The sequence below is a fragment of the Limosilactobacillus walteri genome (genome assembly GCF_014830205.1).
Classification (GTDB): Bacteria; Bacillota; Bacilli; order Lactobacillales; family Lactobacillaceae; genus Limosilactobacillus; species Limosilactobacillus walteri.
This window is the reverse complement of sequence record NZ_QORN01000036.1, coordinates 1-22,594: the sequence shown is the minus strand read 5'-3', so window position 1 is coordinate 22,594 and position 22,594 is coordinate 1. Positions and strand designations below refer to the sequence as shown.

Annotated in this window: 18 protein-coding genes; 2 read left to right on the top strand and 16 right to left on the bottom strand. The window is 33.5% G+C overall.

All coding sequences use genetic code 11. From position 1 onward, the window contains the following. From DTK66_RS11020 to DTK66_RS08560, 10 genes are all read right to left on the bottom strand, one after another. Window positions 1-2,489, bottom strand: a 2,489-nt coding sequence (locus DTK66_RS11020; protein WP_225209061.1) for a serine-rich glycoprotein adhesin, incomplete at its 3' end; no start/stop codon positions are given. Window positions 2,490-2,839: 350 nt separating this feature from the next. Continuing rightward, the gene (locus DTK66_RS08600; RefSeq protein ID WP_191668413.1) at window positions 2,840-3,031 is read right to left on the bottom strand and encodes a hypothetical protein; all 192 of its coding nucleotides are present in this window, start codon (window positions 3,029-3,031) and stop codon (window positions 2,840-2,842) included. After that, entirely contained in the window at window positions 3,028-4,356 is a 1,329-nt protein-coding gene (gene gtfB / locus DTK66_RS08595; protein ID WP_191668412.1) for an accessory Sec system glycosylation chaperone GtfB, read from the bottom strand. The genes DTK66_RS08600 and gtfB overlap by 4 nt, the downstream gene beginning before the upstream one ends. After that, window positions 4,349-5,887 (bottom strand): accessory Sec system glycosyltransferase GtfA, encoded by a 1,539-nt coding sequence (gtfA, locus tag DTK66_RS08590; RefSeq protein WP_191668411.1) that lies wholly within the window; start codon window positions 5,885-5,887, stop codon window positions 4,349-4,351. The genes gtfB and gtfA overlap by 8 nt, the downstream gene beginning before the upstream one ends. Before the next feature lie 15 nt (window positions 5,888-5,902). Further along, a complete protein-coding gene (gene secA2, locus DTK66_RS08585; RefSeq protein WP_191668410.1) occupies window positions 5,903-8,257 on the bottom strand; it encodes an accessory Sec system translocase SecA2 in 2,355 nt (784 codons plus the stop codon). A 1-nt stretch (window position 8,258) separates the two neighbouring features. Next, window positions 8,259-9,140: an accessory Sec system protein Asp3 gene (gene asp3 / locus DTK66_RS08580; RefSeq protein ID WP_191668409.1), complete on the bottom strand. Its 882-nt coding sequence runs from the start codon at window positions 9,138-9,140 to the stop codon at window positions 8,259-8,261. A 3-nt stretch (window positions 9,141-9,143) separates the two neighbouring features. Then, the gene (gene asp2, locus DTK66_RS08575) at window positions 9,144-10,634 is read right to left on the bottom strand and encodes an accessory Sec system protein Asp2 (RefSeq protein ID WP_191668415.1); all 1,491 of its coding nucleotides are present in this window, start codon (window positions 10,632-10,634) and stop codon (window positions 9,144-9,146) included. Between the two features lie 10 nt (window positions 10,635-10,644). Next, the gene (gene asp1 / locus DTK66_RS08570) at window positions 10,645-12,162 is read right to left on the bottom strand and encodes an accessory Sec system protein Asp1 (protein WP_191668408.1); all 1,518 of its coding nucleotides are present in this window, start codon (window positions 12,160-12,162) and stop codon (window positions 10,645-10,647) included. Then, window positions 12,159-13,337, bottom strand: coding sequence for an accessory Sec system protein translocase subunit SecY2 (gene secY2 / locus DTK66_RS08565; RefSeq protein WP_225209060.1), 1,179 nt, complete (start codon window positions 13,335-13,337; stop codon window positions 12,159-12,161). The genes asp1 and secY2 overlap by 4 nt, the downstream gene beginning before the upstream one ends. Before the next feature lie 128 nt (window positions 13,338-13,465). Further along, window positions 13,466-14,479, bottom strand: a complete 1,014-nt coding sequence (locus DTK66_RS08560; protein WP_191668406.1) for a sugar transferase — start codon at window positions 14,477-14,479, stop codon at window positions 13,466-13,468. A gap of 177 nt (window positions 14,480-14,656) precedes the next feature. Here DTK66_RS08560 and DTK66_RS08555 point away from each other — a divergent pair, with 177 nt between their 5' ends. Further along, window positions 14,657-15,847, top strand: coding sequence for a glycosyltransferase (locus DTK66_RS08555; RefSeq protein ID WP_191668414.1), 1,191 nt, complete (start codon window positions 14,657-14,659; stop codon window positions 15,845-15,847). A 226-nt stretch (window positions 15,848-16,073) separates the two neighbouring features. Here DTK66_RS08555 and DTK66_RS08550 read toward each other — a convergent pair whose 3' ends face one another. The 4 genes from DTK66_RS08550 to DTK66_RS08535 form a co-directional block, all read right to left on the bottom strand. Then, on the bottom strand, window positions 16,074-16,841 hold the full coding sequence (locus tag DTK66_RS08550) for an SP_1767 family glycosyltransferase (protein ID WP_191668405.1): 768 nt from the start codon (window positions 16,839-16,841) through the stop codon (window positions 16,074-16,076). A gap of 22 nt (window positions 16,842-16,863) precedes the next feature. Further along, window positions 16,864-17,412 (bottom strand): glycosyltransferase, encoded by a 549-nt coding sequence (locus DTK66_RS08545; RefSeq protein WP_225209058.1) that lies wholly within the window; start codon window positions 17,410-17,412, stop codon window positions 16,864-16,866. Window positions 17,413-17,487: 75 nt separating this feature from the next. Further along, window positions 17,488-17,730, bottom strand: a complete 243-nt coding sequence (locus tag DTK66_RS08540) for a hypothetical protein (RefSeq protein WP_191668403.1) — start codon at window positions 17,728-17,730, stop codon at window positions 17,488-17,490. A 1-nt stretch (window position 17,731) separates the two neighbouring features. Then, window positions 17,732-18,721 carry a glycosyltransferase gene (locus DTK66_RS08535; protein ID WP_225209057.1) on the bottom strand — a complete coding sequence of 330 codons (990 nt, stop codon included), beginning with the start codon at window positions 18,719-18,721 and terminating at the stop codon, window positions 17,732-17,734. Between the two features lie 147 nt (window positions 18,722-18,868). On the opposite strand from DTK66_RS08535, the gene DTK66_RS08530 reads away from it, so the two are divergent. Beyond that, window positions 18,869-20,059 (top strand): glycosyltransferase, encoded by a 1,191-nt coding sequence (locus DTK66_RS08530; protein WP_191668401.1) that lies wholly within the window; start codon window positions 18,869-18,871, stop codon window positions 20,057-20,059. A gap of 271 nt (window positions 20,060-20,330) precedes the next feature. Here DTK66_RS08530 and DTK66_RS08525 read toward each other — a convergent pair whose 3' ends face one another. Further along, the gene (locus DTK66_RS08525) at window positions 20,331-21,521 is read right to left on the bottom strand and encodes a glycosyltransferase family 8 protein (RefSeq protein WP_191668400.1); all 1,191 of its coding nucleotides are present in this window, start codon (window positions 21,519-21,521) and stop codon (window positions 20,331-20,333) included. 273 nt (window positions 21,522-21,794) lie between these two features. Then, window positions 21,795-22,594: LPXTG cell wall anchor domain-containing protein (locus DTK66_RS08520; protein ID WP_191668399.1), on the bottom strand; the 800-nt coding region annotated here is incomplete at its 5' end.

Below are 22,594 nucleotides of genomic sequence, written 5' to 3'. Positions count from 1 at the left end.
CTCGTCGATGCGCTGGTCGATGCGCTAGTTGATGCACTTACTGAGGCACTAGTTGATGCACTCGTTGATGCACTTACTGATGCACTGGTCGAGGCACTAGTTGATGCGCTCGTTGAGGCGCTCGTCGATGCACTTGTTGAAGCGCTGGTTGATGCGCTCGTCGAAGCTGAAACCGATCCACTGGTTGATGCACTTATCGAACCACTCGTCGAAGCTGAAACCGATCCACTGGTTGATGCACTTATCGAACCACTCGTTGAAGCTGAAACCGATCCACTAGTTGAGGCGCTTATCGAACCACTCGTTGAAGCTGAAACTGATCCACTGGTTGAGGCGCTTATCGAACCACTTGTTGAAGCCGAGATTGATCCACTTTCACTAGCAGATTCTGACATACTTTCCGAATGCTTAGTACCACTAGTATATTCAACTTTGGTAGTTCCTGGTTTGTCAATGTTACTCATAACATCAGCAACGTTTACATTGCCCGATTCTTCCCCAATCGTAGGACCAACAGTATATGTTGTTCCATCTACTGTACTAAGGTTGTTGCCAAAGTAGTTAGAATTAATGGTTTTGCCGTCATTAGTTACGATGACATTTGTATTATTGGCATTAACCTTCATTTCATTCATAGTGACACTTTTTCCAACTGTTGAATACGTATTTCCACTAGTTGTATTGAAGGTCAAGTGGCTAGGGTCATTAATATTAACTGTTAAGTTTAAGTTCTTGCTTGTATTAGACCAGCTTGCTGCCCCGGCAATGTTAGAACCACCTTGAGGAGCATTGGCAGTGACAGTGGACCCCGGGTTAAAGTTTAGATTTCCTTGTCCAGCACCAGAGAATACAATATTAGCAGTACCTTGACCATTAACTGTTAAGTTTACATTGGATTTCCCAATAGTCATTTGGAGATTACCAACTTGATCTTCAGAACTAACAGTAATATTGTTATTTCCAGTCGTTGTCATTGTTACATTAGAGTTATCGCCAATAGTAAATGTTCGATCATGAAGGTATCCATCTCGTTGCTCCATAAAGACATTTGAATAGGTATTACCCTTAATGGTAACTTCAGCGTTATTTCCTATAGTAAATACTTGGTTTGCGTCCCCACGCATTTGAACACCAAAGTCTGTAATACCCCCACCATCAAGGACAACATGAGCACCATCTGCTATATTCATTCCATAGCCAATATAAATTAAGTTTCTACCACTATTAGCTGATGGATAAGGTGCTGTTCCAGGACCAGTCGCCGCTCCAACTCCTGTCCAATTAAAGAAGTTGGTTGAAATATTTGTTCCATTATAGTTATAGGAATTTACTGCCGTAATTGTAGTATTGCCTTCAATATTGAAGGTCGGACCATTGACAGTTTGTGCAGGAGTAGTATAACCCGTTTCAGACCAAACAGCCGTTCCGCCAACTGCTGTTACATCTTTGTAAGTCAAATTAGCATTATCTTGTAATGTAAATGCTCCATGCTCATGAGCCGTATATATCTTAGCGTTATTAACAGTTACAGACTTATTCTGCACAATTACTGTAGTATTACCAAAGTTAATGGAATGACCATTACCATTAATTACAACGTCATTAGGAGCCAAGGTCGTATTCCAAAAATTATCGATATCACCTGTTAAATTAATAACTTTAGTACTAGAATTTGTAAGGGCATTCCATAATTCATCAGCATTTTCTACATCTACCTCACCCTCTTTAGCTACTGATGGCTGTTGCATTAAATTTGTGTTAAAAATTGATGCAACTGCTGCTGTAGTCAAGTTATTAGTAGCTGCTTTGGTAGTGGATAGACTTTGCGTAGCTGAAAGATTAATACTTTCTGTTTGATTGGTACTTGACGTAACTGAATTATTATTGCTGCCTGTCATCGAACCAGTAGTAGAATTAGTCTTCGTACTTGTTATACTACTACTTGTCGAATTAGTGCTTGTTGTACTGGTACTTTCGGAGGCCATACTAGTGCTTGCAGAAGTCGACCCAGAATTGGAAGTAGTATTCGAATTACTATTAACATTTTCCGTTACGGAAGTTGATGTTTCTGCACCACTTGTACTAACAGAAGTGGAATTTGTACTATTACTATTCGATGTACTATTTGCATTATCAGTTGATTGACTGGTCGAAGTACTAGTTGAGCCAGAATTAGATCCAATTACATGTGAATTTTGATCAACAGATGTAGTTGCAGCATGTGCTTCTGTTGGGTTTGCCGTTCCAGCAACACCAATTCCAAGTAATGTAGCAACTGCAGCAGCTCCTTTTTTATAAGCATCTGTCGTTTCAGTCCCATGATCATCTTTTAGCGAATCAAGATCATTGAAATTTGTTGGTTTTACTTCCTGTTTAGACTTAAAAAAGAAAGTTTTAAAAAACCGAGTTATAGCACTAAACCAACCGTGCTTTGTCTTATACAATTTTACTTTACTTTTATCTTCTTGGTCATTATTATGTCTGGCCATAGTAAATCAACCTCCTCATTATCAGTCGATATTCACTAATCTACCGATAATCAACATATTGCGTTAGTTACAATTCTACACCTAATCAAAGATAAAGTTAATAAAAATATTATCATTTTTATGCCAACTTATTTGGTCTTTTATGCAAATCTTATATTCCCCCTTAATAATCAAATGATAACGTCCCCTCTCTTACGCTTTTAGTGTATAACAAAAGACTGTAGTCTAAAAATAAAACGTACAGTCTAAATAAAAATTATTAATAAGCAGGCAATAACAGGGGCATAAATTACCATTTTAGTAGCTCATGACTTTTTTCAATCCGTATAGTTGCTGACTATTTCTATTTTCTACAAAAAATAACTAAACAACATCATTGCTAATACAATAATTAATAATGCTCCCATTAAGATAGAACGAAAATTAAACGGTTCTTTTTTCTTTTTGTAGGGCTTTTGCTGTTCTTCTTCTACCTTATCAAGTCTTTTTAAGGCGTGTTGCTGTACCAATGAATGCTCATCATCCTGTTTTCCTTTACTCATTTCAACACCTCTCCAACCTTTTTACGATATTCTTCAACGGTAGCTTCACTTGCCATCTGTCGTTGCTTATCAATTAGTTCTTTCATTAATGCAGGTTTTAATAATGCTTCAAGAATATGCTTACTCATTGCTATCGCTTCATCAGATTTAAAAACATTTTCAGCAATTACAAAATTTGGTTCATGAAGTGTTTCTTCAAAGCCAACAATTAACATATTCTGTTCAAAAGCTCCACGAACCGCATCAAGAATTTCTTGTTGTCGATTAATATCTAAGTATATATCAGATGTGGCTATTAACTCTTTTACATGTTTAGTGCTTACATTAGGGTAAAGTTTAACATTTGGATATCGCTGATAACTCAATAGTTTTTCAGACATCTCTGTTACCGCTGCAATTTTAAACTTAACTTTAGGTAATTGTTCAACAAGAGTAGATAACCCGATAATCTCATCTGAATTAGTTAAAATCAGCGCTTGGGGACGTAACTGATTAGCACGAGGATGCGGATAGATTATCCCTAAATAATCAAAATCAACATTTTTTGAACTGCCTTGTAATCTAGACTTTAGTCGATGCCAGTCTGGATAATTTTGGAAAATAATTTTCTTCGTTCTTGTTGGATTGTCAATCAAAAATTGCATATTGCCAGGTAAAACATCGTTAATAATTTTTTCATGCCAAAACAAGGTATCTGAACCATTAGAATGTAATTGCAATGAGATATTAAGACTAAGATCTAATGTATTATATAAAATGTGGTCTAAATTAAAGTGGCGTATTTGCAAGTAATAAATTGCAAATTCTATGAATGAGGAAAAGTGCCTCATTTTATTCGTGGTTAAAAATAAATCTCCAGCAACTAAATTCCACTCTAAAAAAGATTGGTTTTTCTTATCAAAATATGTTCGCCAAACAGGATGACCATTTTGATAATCGGTGCGTTCAAAACGGTAGCCGTACTGATTGTAATGGTCAGTCCAACTAATATTTCCTGCACTATCGAGCCACTGAACTTCTTTTACTTGTCGAGAATTGTCAGTAGCACTGTATATGATATTTGCTTTCTTTTCATCAAGATCATAAATTGTTCCAGAATTAGCAGTACTAAGAATGCGCCAATAGTGTGGTACTGCTAATTGATCAAAATACATAGGATTACGATTTTTATTATAACGTCCAAAGTATTGGATCGGTGATTCTATATCAGTTGGCAAAAAACCATCGTCATTAAGTATTACTGTTGGAATGTTGAACTTTGCAATTCGCTGAGAACGTAATAAATCAAATGAAGCTTGATCAAAATTGTCAAATAAATTAAGCATTATGTAACTCTCCTAATAATCTCTGCCATTTTTCAGCAACCTCGGTAGTTAGGTATGATTTAGCTATTTTATACGAGTATTGATGAAATTTCTTAAGACTAGGCTGCGTAAATGTATTAATAATTGCTGTAGCTAGCAACGACTCCTTTTTATGTGTGTCCCAGTCCTCTTCATAAGGTAGCAAGTACCCGTTCTTTTGTTCTTCAATAAAGGTTTGATTACCATAGGGTACATCAAAACCAATCATTGATAACCCAGAACCAACCGCTTCTAATAAACTTAGCCCAAATCCTTCACTAGTTGAACCTGCAATATAGGTTTCATATTTCTGATATACATTTGCTAAATTCCGTTGTCCCATTAAACGGATATAAGACTGCGCCTCTGCCTTTTTAATTAATTCTTGTAGGCGGCCTCTTTCTCCACCTTCGCCATAAATATCAAGGGTTAAATCTGGAATCCTTTTCTTAGCAATAGTACTTGCCTTAATAATCCAATCAACATGTTTTTCTTTTGCCAACCGTGATGCGGTAATCATCGAACACGGTTTCCGTTTCTCAATTGGGTTTACTAATTGATGAATACTACCAACTGGAATTGCTACTATTTTAGGCGTGGCATTATAGAAGTGTCGAAATTGCTTCGTCAATAAGTCTTGTTGTTTTTTAGTAGCAACAACATAGCAATCTACATCTCTATAGTGGGTAAATTGATATTCGTAAAAATTATTCCAAAGAACCTGATGGTCATTTGTATAGTGCTTATCATAATGATCGGCATGTACTGCAACAATTAATTTTGCTGGTTTATGATAAGCAAAAACTAATGGTCCATTGACAAGTTGTTTATCTTCATCCATTCGATCAAGAATAATCACATCATTTGATTGGAAATTGAGCTTTTTCAGCATCGCCTGATATAATTCAGTTTTTGAATAGTAATAACAATCCGAAAATTCAAATGTTTCATTACCATTTTTACCTACATGTTGTACATACGCACATGTACCGTCTTCATTATAAAATTCACGAAAAACAACACGATTATTATCCTTAGCACCTGTATAGTATTCAGTCGCATATTTCACATAAGAATAGAACTCCCGCTTAATTAAACGATTATTAAATAAATAGCTAACCTGATCAATTGTCTTCTTTGATTGATCATTATAACGAGGTACAATAGTCAAATTTTCACTTTGACAAGTAAAATAAACTTCTTTACTACCATTATCATCCTGACAAACAAATCCACGTTGTTCTAAATTAGCTTTCGCTACAAAATCTTTTAACAAAACAGTTGATGAAGAAATTTTAACATCAGTAAAGAAATTATATAGCCAAATAATTTGATCATTATTAAAACCAAGGTTGGAGGTTAAATCTGCAATATTATTTCCTAAGATCAAATCAGAGAAAACAAATTTTGCTGCTATATCAGCATCACGAAAAGCCTGAGCTCGATATGCTTGAGCATATTCAACTCCACTACTAGCCCACCCAATTCCTAAATTAATATTATATACAGTCATGTTCTCCTCCACCTATTAATTAAAATGTACTATTAAATTATTATCCTTATCGAGACTAATTGTACTCAACATTAAATTATCAACTGCCTGTTGCTTTGCTTTTTTAAACATTTTTTCAAAAGCAATTAATGCTTTTTTCTGATAGATGAATTTAGGATCTCGTTGAGCGCTTCCCCATGGTTGCACAATCATCTCCAATTTAGATAGATAAGCCATCTGATCCATCCAGCTCTGATCTAATGCAGCTAATAAAGATACCCGATAAAATTGATTTAATTGTTGACTATTTACTAACATTTTTGCCTTGGTTTCCAGCTTTCGTTGACAAAAATTTTCTAGATAATTTTTAAGACTATCACTCGTCATCTTTAGATCCGCCGGAAGTTCGATAACCTCATAAGTAAAATGTTGATTCATTAATCTACGCACATCATCTCTCGACCAACTATTCTTCTGAGATAAATACAGGCTAATACCATCACTTAACCAACGTCCCGTAGTCTTTTCTAAATGCGGCATTTCCATTAGCTGTGTTCGTTTCATATATAAGTGATTTCTTTGTATTTTTAATGCTCGCTCATTATCATTAATCATTTTTCTTGAAGAGCGCTGATTAGCAGATACCCGATCATCAAGCATTGACAGACTCATTTGTAATCGTAAACTTTTTAGATTTTTATTAGTTAATTTTTTTTGTAATCGTCGATAATATTTTTTGAAACGTTTAGTGCTGTTTTTAGCAATATATGCATCTTCTAATGAAATATAAAAACGGCTTGACCCGGGATCTCCTTGCCGTCCCGCGCGTCCTGCAAGTTGCTTTTTTACTCGTTCTGGAAGCATTTCTGTACCAATTACAGCCAAACCGCCAAGCTCTACAACACCCTTTCCAAGCTTTATATCTGTTCCTCGACCAGCCATATTAGTTGCAACTGTTACAGCACCTTTTTGTCCTGCATCTTTAACTATCATTGCTTCTCGAACAATATTAAAAGCATTTAAGACATTATGAGGAATTCCTTGATCTAACAATAGTTCTGAAATAATTTCAGAATTTTCTACGGAACCAGCAACTAATAAAATAGGCCGTCCTTGGTTGTGTAATTGAATTGTTTCTCGAATTGCCTCACTAAGTTTTTGACGAGTTGTCAGGTATATCTTATCTGGATAATCATGACGAATAACTTCTTTTCTAGTTGGAATTTGAATAACTCGCATTTTATATACTTGAAAAAATTCTTGTTCATCACTCTTAACAGTCCCACTCATTCCAGAAACCTTGTTAAATAATCCAAAAAGACTTGGGAAAGTAATCGAAGCAGCAACTCTTTGGTTTTGAGTTAATTTAACTTTCTCTTTCTCTTCAATTGCTTGATGCAATCCAGTGCTTACCTTCACCCCTTTTTTTAATCGTCCATTAGTTTCATCTAGTAAGACAACCTTACCCTCACTTACCAAGTAATCATGCCCATTACGCATAATAAAATGGGCTCGTAAGGCTAAAACTATATGACGATATATTTCACGATTTGCATCATTAAATAGGTCATCAATCCTAAAGAAACGTTGTGCTTGTCTAATACCATGAAGAGTGAGCCAAACAGCCGTTTGTTCCTGATTCAGCTTATAATCAACTTTAGAATGCAAGGTGTGAACAAATTCATCAGCTAAATGATACAAGTTAGACTGTAAGATTGGTGTACTTGATACAACAAAAGGAGAGGTTGCTTCATCAAGTAAAATTGCATCTACTTCATCAATAATTACATAGTTAAACGGCCGTAAATATTGCTCATCTTTATTGGTTGCCAAATTGTTAAATAAGTAATCAAACGCAAGATTAGTCGCCGTTGTATAAACGATATCCGCTTCGTACCATTTTCTTTTAACTGCTGGCTTAACTTTTTGATTTTCTTGACTCTTTTCTTTCCGAAATCCTGTACTGACAGTTAAACCGAGCCATTCATAAACAGGCCGTAATTGTTCTTCGTCACGTTGCGCTAAATAATCGTTCGGTGTCAGCAACATTGCTCCCTGCCCACTAAGTGCATTAAGGTATAAGGGCATCGTTGCAGTTAATGTTTTCCCCTCACCAGTTTTCATTTCAGCAATGTTTCCTTGATTTAACACAATAGCTCCCATTACTTGAACATCGTAAGGAAACATTCCTAGAATACGATAATCAGCTTCGCGAACTGTTGCATAAGCTCGTGGTAAAATTTCATCAATTGTCTTACCTGCTGCTAATTGTTCCTTTAATAGAGTAGTTTGTCCTTGTAATTCCTCATCACTCAATGCTCGCATTTCTGCTGCCAGATCATTAACCCTCTTTAAAATCTTTTTTACTTTGAGCAATCTAAATTGAGCCATTCTATCCCTCTTCTGAATTTATTTTTCTAATTACTGAAAAAATAATCGGCCAATCTGGTTCAATGAGATTTGTTGAACTCCAAAATGTTGGTGCGATTAGTGGATAAGTAACGTCCGCAAGATCAGAAGCTTCCTGATTTGGAACAATAGACTTAATCGTTGGCAATTCCATTTTTAAATTAAAAGCAACACGATTCAAAAGCGGCGTCGTACTTATAACATTAGCATTAAGCGACCGATTAGTTATAAGCCACTGTTTTATAGCTGGTGCAATATCAAGAGATGACTGCCATGCAATACTAATTGGTTGAACTTTAAATTGACTGTATTGTTTTAAATGTCCTTGCGTCTTTTTTACACGTTTCCCATCAGCAATCAATAAAACATTTGGTATACCCTTAGCTTCTTCATTTATCATTGAGTGAACCCATAAATCTTCGTTTGCATTAACCGAAAGAGCTGCATCACAAATTTCAAAACGTTTAAAATGTAAGTCAATCAATCCATTACTAATTAATTCTAGTCGATATTGAACTGCATTGTTGGGGTAAGTGAACTCTAAGGATCGCTTTTGAAACTCATAGTGACTAATTTCACGATCTTGAGCATCAAAGAAAGTTAACCGATTTATTAATGAGTAAGTTGGTGTAGCACTCGCAATAACACTCAGTCTATATTTATGGTTATTGCGAAGCATTGGCAACTGTGGAACTATTTTTGTTGACTGATATGAATTAATCGATGTCCAAGTCATTAGGCTATTTCCAGATGACATTAAGGAATTATGAAAATCAACACTGTAATCGTCATGAATTTTAATTTTCGATCCTGCATAATATGCATTGGCTTGTTCCCAATATCCTTCATTAACAAATTGTTGCATTTCTTATTTCACTCCACGTCTAAAATTGCGGTTTATTTCATTTAAGCGCTCAGCAAACCATTGAACAACCATTGGATCATCATTATGCCGACCTGGGAATCCTTTACTGACAAATAATAATGATTTTTTTATTGCCGAAGATTTATGCATTCGTTTCATCGCCAAGTTATCATAATCATCATTAGCCATATATCCAATGTATAGCCGCGTTTTAGTTAAATCATTTTTATCCATTAATTGCCAAAATTCCTGATCTAAACGTTCTAATGTTTTAGTATTTAGAGAATCAACTAATTGATTATCTATATCAAAAATTGTGTCAAACTCATCAGGACGTTCTAAACGGCTTCGAACTGCAACTTGTCCCAGATCAAGTGTTGGTTTAGCAACATTGATAGCATACGGCGATAACTGCGCACCTAATTTAACTGCAGGATATGTTCCCATTGAAATACCATTCATAACCAATTGTTGATTATTAAAGCCTAGTTTCTGTAATGTAGATATAATTACTTGTTTTATTCGTTCTTCTATTAATTGCCCAGTGTAAAATTGACCAATAGCTAGTCGCATATCCGTAAATAGTAACGCAGGCGTATGATTACGCCGAAAGAGCGGATATGCTTCAAACCCTTCCAATCCACGTGCTCCTGAAAAGTACACATTTAATGGTGGTCTTAGATCACCTGGGTTGAAGTAATATGCAACGTCTTCACCCGTCTGTGGATCGACTATCCGTTTTCCACCAGCTAAAAATTCTCCATTATTTTGACGAGACCAACGTATGTGCAGCATACCCAAAGTTAAGTCTCCGCTACCCATTACTTCAACATTAATGTTTGCAAATCTAGGTACGTCTGCGACTTCAACTGGTAAATCTTTTTCGTCACGATTATTAAAATTAATAATATAGTTTTCTTCTGGATTTCCATCACCTTGCTCATCTTGAATGAAGATCCGAAATCTAAGATTCACGTTAGTTGATTTTTTAAATTCATAACTGATTTTTATTACTCGAAATGGATCAATATAAATATTACTTTGATACGCTCCTATATTCTGCCATTTATTGTGACTTTCAATTTTTAAATGTAAATGCCCGCTATCGAGAAAATCTACTTTGGGTTCATTTAATAACAAACTAGTAGGTGAAATCCTTATTCCTGATTGTCCCTTATAATATTTAGTTGGTAACTGATTGATTAGACTTTGTGGATCTTCGACAATCTGATGAGCTGCTTGGTATTCTAAGAATTTTTTTCCCGCATTACTTAGTTTTTCCTCCAAAAGTGGTGAATACAGTACATTATAGGGATCTACACGCCATTGAAGCTCTTGCCATTGCTTATCTGTTAAACTAGCTCCTACAGTAAGGATTACCAAATCAAATTTTTTTACTTTTGAATACGGATATGCATTATGTAACCAGGTTATTTGATCGGGAATACTATATTTTAGTGCCCAATTTTCTGCTCCTAGTTGCAATACATTCATACTACTCACTTCACTTTTCTAAGACTGTTTGCCATTTTTTTAACAACTCTACTGTCGAATACTTATTCATCAATTGAACATTATATACTAATGATTCGTTCCAGTGTTTAAGATTACCTATATAGTAATTAAGACCGTTATTTAACTCCTTAATCGTTTTACAAACTAAACCATTCTGATAATCCTTGATTCTTTTTATAGGACGTCGATATAGCTGAGGAATACCAGTACTAATTGCTGTTGTTTGAATAAATTCATCTGGATTATTTCCCCAATCAATCAATATTCTTAGTGAATCAAACTGCTTACCAATCTCAGCCTCGGTTACGATTCGATGTGCTTCTATTGATAATTTAGGGACTTTCTTCTTTTTCATTAAAATTTCTTCAATTTCGTTACGCTCATCAGAAGTTAATATAAATTCTCCTTCATGTTGCTTTTTTAACCACTCAATTGCTTGTTGTGTCATATAAAATTTTTCTGGACTATAGCTAAGCAAAACTAGGCCCTCTTTGTCTGGGGACACAATAAGTCTTTCGTAAATCATCTCAACAATTTGACGAACATCTTTTTCATCCGTTGACTCAACAAAAAGACCAATTCGCTCTCTTTGTGACCGTTGGCTATGTCCCAAACTAAAGCGTGATTGAAATAAAGAGAGTAAAGTTGGCGATACTTTCAAGTGTTCTTTCACATTTTTTTGTGTTTCTTCATCATCAACAAGTAGTTTTAAACTATTTTTATGGTTGTTAAGATATGCAAGTTTATTTTTATATGGGTGCCATCGACTGATTGAATAAATTGGCTGATAAGCTTGATAAATTTTTTCATCAATAACCGCCTCATCATCTAACGTAACGATTAAGTTATCTGTTTGAATATCAAAGTTATTTAAAATATGTTCTTGTACAACTTCAGCTAGCAATTCACTTAAATGCGTGTATTCATGATGTTTCGTTAATTCGGAAAACATATTATTGACTTCTACGTGATCTGTTAATAAATTATGCTTTATCCGCCAATAGCCTTGTTCATCATAGTAAATATGTTGATATGCTTGGCCAGCATCGAATAATTCTTCACGCGAAACAAATCCTCGACTATCTAGAACTAAACGTCTAGTTTTTTGCTCTTTTTCTAAATAATCAACATATAAAATTTTTCCTTGGGTATCGAAAGTAATTTTAGCGTAAGGATGGTTATTTTCTATGACAAATATCCTAAAATTTGTATAATCATAATAAGCATCAGCAGGCCAATTGAAGTCTCGATAATCAATAATTCGATTATCGAGATGGTCAATTCCTTGTAAATAATCAAATACACTAACAACTTCTTTAGGAGCAAGCATTAATTGATTCATTTTAGTCGATAATTGCGGCTGATAATCAGTTATTACTAACGAATACTGTTCATCATCAGCTTGAAGAAGCTTGACATGACTAACTGTATCATCAAACTCAATCTTTGGAACCGTATACGCCCAATCTGTTAATAAGTCATGCCATCCTGGGATTAAATAATTCATAGACTTTCTTCCTTTAATAATTGTTCATATTTTAATGGGAAGATTAGCATCAACAACTGATCTTTAATTCCCTGCATAAACATTACGATCATAATTATATTCATCGGTACGATTGCTAATCCAGCAAAGCCACCTAGTACTTGATTTCCTAGTAACCCAAAGCTTAATTGAATAGCATTTAACAATGCACCAGGAAATGATACCATAATTAATTTTTGCCGTAGATATTTTCTTGTGGGTTCTCCCGGTCGAATCCCAAGTATATAGTTGTTGCTGCGAAGCATAGTCTTAGCTTGCTGTTTAGGATCAAACTGAACAAATGTAAAAAAATAAAATAATATAAATGCTAATAAACCACTGACTATAACATTAAAATATGGATTAACTAAGAATGACCGTGTACCAAACCGATTAACTAAAAGGGTTGGTAACATCAAAATTGACATTCCAATCATATACGTCATCATCGCACCATTATTAAGTCCAATTGGTAAAATTAGTGGTTTATCCTTACTACTCATCATTGTATTGATCATTTTAATTGGATAATAAGCTCGATTAAAAGCAATCCAAAAAATTAGAATAAGAAAACTTGTAAGGATAGTTCCTCCAATCCAGAGAATACCACCAGGTTGTTGGCCTAATGATTTAATAGCTCGTATAAGGTTAGGAGTCGAACCAGAAATAATATTAAACATAATTAATGTAATAGTACCACCAATGCCAAAACTCATATTCATATTACCGAGCCAGATAACAAACATACTACCAGCCGTTAACATTAAAATAACCATTATACTTTTAAAGCTGTTTGTAGTAATATGCATTCCTAAAGTAATTGCCAGTGATTGAATTACTGCAAATAACAATGAACACCATTGCTGAATTTTCATCATCTGTTGAGTAGATAATGTATCAAAATAAAATAGCCTCATCATTGTTAAAAGTTGTACAAACATCATTGCAATCATTAGTGGAGTTAGTCCGATCATAAATAGTGATAAGTGTTGTAAATTACCACCACTCATAAAACTCATTATTCCGATTGGACTATCCATAAGGACCTGGCGAAATTCTTGCGAAGTTTGAGCTAAAGGAATCGGAATTGAACTCCCAAGCATATAAATAAGCAAAATAAATAATGTCGTTCCCAGTTTCTTTAATAAATTTTTCATTTGTGTTGTATTTGTCAATATTCTACACCATATCCTTAGTTATAAGAAAACAGTCATATTATAACCTTATTATTCCCTTATTATACACTAATTCAAACATTGCTAGACGTTACTTAGAGCCTAAATAATTATTCATATTGAAGTTTTAAAATTGCATCAATCAATAACTTTTTTGTAAAATACCCTTCCCTAATTAATCTAGCAACCGAATCAATATTATCAATCATATTAGCATACTCGGTATCTGTAATTTTCTTTACTTTGATAACTGCTTCATCTAATGAATCCGCAATAATCCCAAGTCTTTTTCTTACAATCAAATCTCGTGCCGGTGTTTGACTATTTATTATTACAGGGATACCAGCAGCTAAATAAGTACTTAACTTGTATGAAACATTCATCGTCATATATTGAGACCAATATGAATTGTCACTCCATAAAAGACCAAATCCACCTGAATTTCGTAAATCACTTAGTAAAATGGGATCTGGTTGCCACCCCATCGGCTTTGCATTTTTATCATCACTCCATGTTTTTTTGTCTGAAAATACATGTAAACTTACATCTGAATAATTCCAATTATTAACAAATGTGAACTTCTCTGGATCACCCGCAAAATTAATTATTTTTTTATTTTCTCGTTTTAACGGATATAATTCAACGTTTGAAACATGGTCCCAAACTTCCTGTAAAACAATCTTATCAACTTTTAAACCATGTTTTTGCAGAAAGCTTACCATAGCCTTCGTCGGCGCAATGATTACATCTGCTCGATTGTAATAGTCAATAAACTTAGGCAAAAGGTAACGATTGGTAGGAAACATCAGAGGAACCACATCATGAATAAAAATGACCTTATTAATTTGATATATACTTAGATGATCAATAAATTTAATATCCCAATCGATCGTATTCCAACTTGGAGATTGAAAAATAACCGTATCGCCCATTGCCACAGACGCAATTATCCCGTCAAATCTCGCTTGTAAATGTGTTGATGATTCTTGTGACCAATCATAATGATAAATACCCAATTCTTTAAACCCTAATTGATCACACGCTATTTTGGCCACTTGGTTTTGAGCAATCTGCGCCGTGCTTTTATAGCTAAATCCATAAAGGTTTGTAATGTGAACCGTCATCTTAAAATTCCTCCAGTTGCCGTCATTGTCGTACTCGTCTTTATAATCATACACCATATAATTGATGCATAATTAAATTATTAAAAAGTAAACGATATATGAATACTTTATATTTTTAATAAATATTATATACTTAAGTTAATTAATCTTAGGAGAATTTTATCATAATGCAAAAAAATTGTTGCGCTTTCTAGCGACTACCATTACATAAATCAGATTGAAACAACTATTAAATCAATTATATACAATAATTCAAATGTTAAAATTTATGTGATTAATAGTGATATCCCACAAGAATGGTTTTTAGGAGTTAATAGCTTTCTAGCAGAATCAACTAGTGAAGTATGCGATTTAAAAATTAATCCAAATAATATAGAATCTTTGCAAACATCATGGGACCATATCAGCAACATTTCATGGGGAAGGATCATGATCCCACAATTAATTAAAGACAAACGAGTATTATACCTAGATAGCGATATTATTGTTAATAGTAATATTGATAATTTATTTAGTATTAACATGCAGCAATATGTTTTAGGTGCTGTCCCGGAATATTTCCAACCAGCTAGTCACACTATGTTCAATTCGGGGGTTTTGCTATTAGACAACCAAAAGCTTAAAAAAGACGACAATTTTATACCAACAATTCTTGAACAGGCTAAAAATAATCTTGAGAACGGTGATGAAACAGCCCTAAATGATTATTTCAAAAATTATTATTCATTACCCGCAACATATAATTACCAAATTGGGTATGATCTAATGTGTTATTATCCTACCGTTAACTTTGATGCCCAACGAAAAAATTACTTGCAAAAAATTGAAGAAGTGAAAGACCCGAAAATAATTCATTACCTGTACCAGCAAAAGCCATGGCGTTTTGGCATTGCTTCTAGGTTGAGAGAGCTTTGGTGGCACTATCGGATGATGGATTTTATGACTGCTGTTTCTCATACACCCGCAACTCATAAACATAATTTATTTACAATGACTGCTAGTCAAGATATCGAAAATTTAGAAGAACTTATAAGGCTTCTACCTGGTTTTTATTTTCATATTGCTGCATGGACTGAGATGGGTTGGAAATTACTTCGCCTACAGCAATATCCTAATGTTAGGCTCTATCCAGCAATTATCCCACCCATGCTTGAGAAGCTACTCAATAATACAGAGTGTTATTTGGATATTAATCAAGGTGAAAAAGATAAGAATGTTATCAACTTTTTTGTAGAAAATAATAAACCTATCTTAGCATTTGATAATACAACAAGCCTAACTAGTAAAGACACTAACAATTATAGAATTTTTAAGAAAACAGATATTAACGGTTTCGTTACTACACTAAAAGAATTATTTAATCATTAATAATTAATGGAGTTAAGTGAAATCTTCAGGCTTTCATTTAACTCCATTTTCTTTTATAACGAAAATAGCATCAACCGACCGTTGGTGCCATTTAAATTGAATGTTTTGTTGCGACGTGATCAATCCAAGAACAGTGAATTACCTGACCATCTAACTCTAACCTTTGTAATATGATGTTAGTATTTATTTAAGTTTTAAGTAAAAATCCTCTTTAACTACTTACTATTTACTCTACTCCAATTTTTGCAATTATTTCTGATCGGTACTTTTGATTATCAATGTCCTCTATCCCAACATCATAATTCATCTCAGCAGTATGCTTTCCCCTTATCGGAACACGTGTTTTTGCTTTGATCTTGTACCATTCATATTCCGGATCAAGATGTCCTAAATCAATTACTTGCGTATATTCTGCTAAATCAGCAGCTATGACTGTTGCCGTCATGCCGAGCATTACGAGTACTAAACAATTTTGCCCATATAGTTTAATCATTTTCTCAATTTCATAATACTTTTCCCACGCATTTTTTGAAGGACAAATAATGCGTCTAACTGAACTAGCCGTTGAATATAAATCATTGCCAACACCTGATCGCGTGTAATATCCCTCTACTATTAACAAATCACGTCCACGCCATATTTCTTTTAAGCGATCAAAAATTTCCCCAGCTGATGAACGATCTTTGAAATCCATGTATGGTCGAGTCACCATAGTATTACCATAATAATTACCTATTTCCCCTATTTCTTGATAGTATTGATTAAATGTCGCAAGATGACCTTGCCACCAATCATGAGCTGAGTCTACCAACATATCTAGACCATGGAATACATCACTTAAACATACAAGTAGTTCTGGTCTACTACCCATTTTTAAAATCTCATCGAGCCGTTGTCTTAATGTATAATCTGCATCTTGAAAAACTTGATTTACGCCATTTAATAACGAAATTTCACCATCACCAAACCGAGCAACTGAACACCGTTGTTCCAAAATGTACGATAAAGTATCATTACTATTCATTACTATTCATTACCATTAAGTTATATTTAGCCGGACGATATAAACTACCAAAACTTGTAATGGGTTGATCATGGAATTGAATATTCTGTAATGTATCTATCAGCATATGACGAATAAAATCACCCGATCTCAGCCTACCTGCTAATTTTAATTCATTTTTAGAGCATTCTTCATATTGATCTTCAGTTATGTTCATAATGGTCTCGCTACCATTAATATCTGTCCCATAACACCAGCCAATTTTATACTGAGTAATAATATCAGATACTGCTGTTCCTTCTTTTGCTAGAATAGGAATCCCTGCTTCAATATATAGAGATAATTTATCTGGCAAATCATAAATTGAATTAGTAGTTACCAAAGCAATCCCACCCATAGCATTCATTTTTTTAACTAACAACGGCGCAACAATAAACTGTTCTTGCTCCAAGTGTAAAATTTGTCTATTAAATGGTGGAAGTTTTTTTATTTCTTGTAGTAAAAAATGGTCTCTAAGAGGTAATACGCCAAGTTTCTTACTAGAAGTACCTCTCTCTATCAACAAAGCTTTTGCTTTCCAAGATGGTACAACAATATAATCTGCAATTAATAGAAAAAATCTTGTATCATCTTTTTTTTAAAATTCCGTAAAATTGTTAATCCATAATACAAGTCGATGTTTTGGCACATGGCAATAATTCTCAATTAATTTTCTTTCTGGCTGAGTAAGTTTTTCATTATATTGCCAAATAAATATATTCTCATTATTAATCGCTTGCTTACTAAGGGTCGTAATCGTTCTAAAGCCCAATTTATTAGCAATTTTTGCAACTAATCTACTGGGGTTGTTTTTAGGTGTTAGTTGATAATTAATAATCATATTAATTCCTCTTCAAGTTGAATAGTGTATTTTCTAAAACTCTTTTAGTAAAGAACCCTGTCCCTACCATTTCACTAGGAATTTGTATATGCTCCTGCAATTGATAATATTCATTATTTGAAAGAGAGTTTATCCAATCAACTGCATCTTCTATTGATTTAGCAACATAGCCAATTTGATATTTGCTTACCAATCCAGCTTCAATACTGCCGGATTTAACAATAATAGGCATTTTGGCATCAATAAACAAACCTAAAGTATTAGGCAATAGAATCGCACTTTTCGATAAAAATGGCCATACAATCCCAACGCCACCATTATAGTTAAGTTGATATGGAAGTGCTGAATCACTAATCCGCAACTTATGACTTACTATATTTTTACTATTTACAATTACTGAATGATAAACATGAATCGGATTCGAAAAGTTTAGTAGTTCATTAATTAAATTTGTCTGCAGTCCTACAAGATTAAAATGCCGTTTAATGCCGACATTATCTTTACACGGCTCATCTAGAAGATAATCATAAATATAAAAGTAGAAAAATCTTTTTACCTTAATTCCTTGTTTGTATAAATATTTAGCTGTTGCCGGATTATTTACAATTAATACATCTGCTTGACTTAAAATTTGAGCTAAATTGCTATCTGGCGTAATAGAATAGTTATAAATTAAATCATTGTGGACGTATATGATTAGCTTTGTGCTTGAAACACTCCTAAACATATTTACTTTATTGATTAGTGTTAAAACATACCTCTCATTTAACAAAGTCGGCATTTGCAAGATTAAATTATCGCCATAACTAAGGCATGATAAAATCCCATCTAATCGTGCAGATAAACACTCATCATTTTCACTATCAACTGGATAATAGTAAAAAGAAATAGGTTCAATTCCTAGATCTCTAGCTATTTGAACTGTAGTTTCTTGTCTTGCCATCAATGTACCATTATCTATTATTCCCTTGGTTCTTGTTATATAGTCCATAATTCCTATCACTTCTGAATTTTTTATTATTTATTAATAATACACCAATTATTTACAAATAAGGATGTCGTAATCAATACATCTTCGTCATCTACATTATATGTGATAATATAATGAATAATTACTGTAATTTGAGAGGATAATATTATGCTAAATGCAATCGCTCTTTCTGGTGACTATAATTATATAAATCAAATTGAAACAACCATTAAGTCTATTTTATATAACAATAGTAATGTAAAAATTTATGTTATCAATACTGACATTCCTCAAGAATGGTTCTTAGGAGTTAATAAATTCTTGAAAAATACCAACAACGAAATTCGCGATATTAAAATTGATCCTTCAATACTTCAATCTTTTAAAACATCACATATTCATATCAGTAATATTGCATGGGCAAGAATTCTAATTCCAAAACTTATTAGCAACGATCGTATATTATACTTAGATAGTGATATTATTGTTGACGATAATATCGATGAGCTTTTCTTATTTGATATGGATAACTACCCTATTGCTGCAGTTCAAGAAATCTTTCAAAAATCGACTGGGTATTTTAATTCAGGAGTAATGGTAATCAATAATCATCAGTTAAGGAGGAATCCTAATTTTGTTGACGAACTGTTCAAAAAGGGTAAGCTCAATAATAAAAATGGTGATCAAACTGTCTTAAATAGTTATTTTAATAGATATTACCATCTAGACAGCAAGTATAACTTTCAAATTGGGTTTGATTCACTCTATCCATCATCTATTATTAAAAATGAAAACATTCAAAAGTTATATGAAGCTCAAATTCGACGTGTTCATAATCGAAAAATAATTCATTATATGTGTAATTCAAAGCCTTGGTATCCTACATCCTATGTAAGGATGCGGGATAAATGGTGGCACTATCGTATGATGGACTTCTCAGCTGCCGTGTACCATACTCCAAAATCTCATCATATTCCTACACTCTTTACTATGACTAATAGTCAAGATTTTGAAAGTCTTGAAAAGCTAGTTAAACTACTCCCAAATTATAATTTCCAAATTGCAGCATGGACTAACATGGGATGGAATCTTATTCGACTTCAACAGTATCCGAATGTTAAACTCTATCCAGGTATTATACCACCAGTTCTAGATGACTTAATTAATAATGCGAATGGTTATTTAGATATCAATTTTGGTCCTAAGGATAATGAACTTATTAAGAATTTTGCTAATACCAAACGACCTATTTTTGCATTCAATAACACTACGTCCAAACGTTACAATATAAATTATTATGTTTTTAGTCCAAACGAACTCAATCAAATGGTTAATAAGATTAAATTATTAATAAACTAAATTAATTTTTGCATTTATCACCATAAAATTACTTATAATAATTCAGCTCATTTACTTTCACAAATATCATAATTAAAGGAACCAGAAATTAATCATTCAAATTCCAGTTTACAATATCAAATTATTTACTAATTGATAAAGTATAAAACCCAGATAATGAATCTTGAAAGGAACACATTATCTGGGTTTTATTTGGACTAAGAGTTTTCACCAATAATTATTTTTAGTATTTAATAACATTAATTATAATAAGAAAGCAGAATTTTGCTTTTTATATTACTATCATATTCTTTAATGCTTCAACCATTCCTTTAATATCATTGTCAGCAAAAATATGGTAATTATTATATTTATCAGTGCATGAAACACTAGTAAAGCTAAACATTGGTTTTTTATGCTTATTTACCTCATTAAGAATACCATCATCTTTCACATCGTTAATATCTAAATAAACGTTACTATTTTGAACTAATTGTTGCACCTTCGAACCTGATACCCTTGGAAAAAGACGTACATTAGGATACTCAAGAAAAGAATTTAGTTTAGGAGACATATCGACCCAAGCTGCGATATTAAAAGTAAATTTGGGCAAATGCCTAATTAGTAGTTCTAAATTTAATAGATTATCTGTTGGGGTGAATGTAAAAAATTCTCCCTTGGTTTGCTTTCTTACGGGTGTTAAAGCTCGATGCAATATAGTATCTTCAAATGATAAATTATTATATTGCCACCAAAGATCGCGCATAAGTCCACCGGAAGTAGTCCCCCATGGTTTATCACCACCAGCATAATGAATTATTACTGGGTTAATTGTGTTTTTTAAACGCTTTAAATAAGCTTGTGGTAAATCTTTATTATAGGTAAGGTATTGTTCTGCCCCAATCATGTAATTATACATATCATCAAGCCGTTTATATTTACTGCCAAAAACAAGATTGAGTGCTGTCTGATCTGCCTGAGTATTTTCACTATTATGAGATACTTGAAACAGTTCTTTTACTTTATTTAAATGCTGACCAAATAACTTATTATTTATTAACATAACCCCTGCATTAAAACCGCTTATTGGATCTGGAACAGCAGCAATAAAATAATCATTTAATGCGGTACCAAATAGTTTTTCCAAGCTACCGTCTACAACTATATCACTATCAAGGTATAGGACCTTATCTTCTGGAATTAGTTGTGGGATTAATAATCTTGCATACGTCATATAACTTAAGTAGTCGTAAGGAGCTGCCAGATCATCAAACATATTAGCATTAATTTTTTTATCTATAATAGTGCTACCAACTAAAGAGAGGATTCGTCGGATGTGACTAAACCATTCTTGAGGGATGTCCGCATTAATTATATAAATTTTTACACCACTATTATTATATATAATTGATTTAATTGCTGTTTCCAACGGTCTGAGATAGTTCACATCCGCAGCCATTGCAATTACATTTTTATCTTCCATTTTCTGTCACCAAATTTTATCTAAAAATAATCAACAAAGTTTTTTTCAAACACAAACTATATTTGTTACAATTTTAGCATAAAAAATTGCACGCTAACAAACTGTTATATAGTACTGCATTTCATTAATTTCATCATTTAATATAAGTAAAAGATGGTCCTTTTCAATTGAAAAAGAACCATCTTCTTTACTTATTTCATATTAAATCTTTTTTAAGAATAAGAAACTTACATTTCATCATATAGAAATAAGTTAAAATCCCAAAATATCAACTTAATTCTTTTTTCTCTTCGCAATTAATAGTAACAGAACAGCCTCTAATGACACAAGTCCGAGTAATTTAGCTATCGATTGACTTTCATTACCAGTTTGTGGAAGTTTTTGATTTTGCTGACTTGGCTTTTGACCGCCTACATTATCGTCAGCCAAGTTAGTTTCGGTCAAAATAACAGGCGAATGGCTGCCAGTAACAGAAATGTTAGTATTCTCAAAGCTGCTTACATTTGTACCAATTGGAGAACTCAAGCTTAGTGAAGCAGAATTATTCGTTACGCTATCAGTAGATGTTGAACTAAAGTCACTATCACCTGTCGTTACAACAGAAGTACTGTTGCTTGTAGATGTTGATGAACCACTAGTACTATTGAAGCTATTGCTAAGCGATGCGCTTGTGCTACCACTTTCGCTTAACGATGTTGAGATGCTTTCACTAGAACTCAAGGAAGCTGAAGCGGACTCACTTTGGCTCAATGATATTGAGACACTCTCATTCTGACTTAATGAAGTCGAAACAGATTCACTTGAAGCTAACGATTCACTAGTGCTGATTGACAGCGATTGCGAATTGCTAATTGATTCTGATTGATCATCTGGATGCGGCGTTACCGCAGAAGTACTGCCCGAAATTGAAGTGCTTATCGATGCGAATTCACTTTGGCTTAGTGATGTCGAGGCACTTTCGCTCTCACTTAATGAGATTGATGTGCTCTCACTTGCGCTCAACGATGTTGAAATACTTTCGCTCTCGCTTAATGAGATCGAAGTACTCTCACTTGCGCTCAACGATGTTGAAA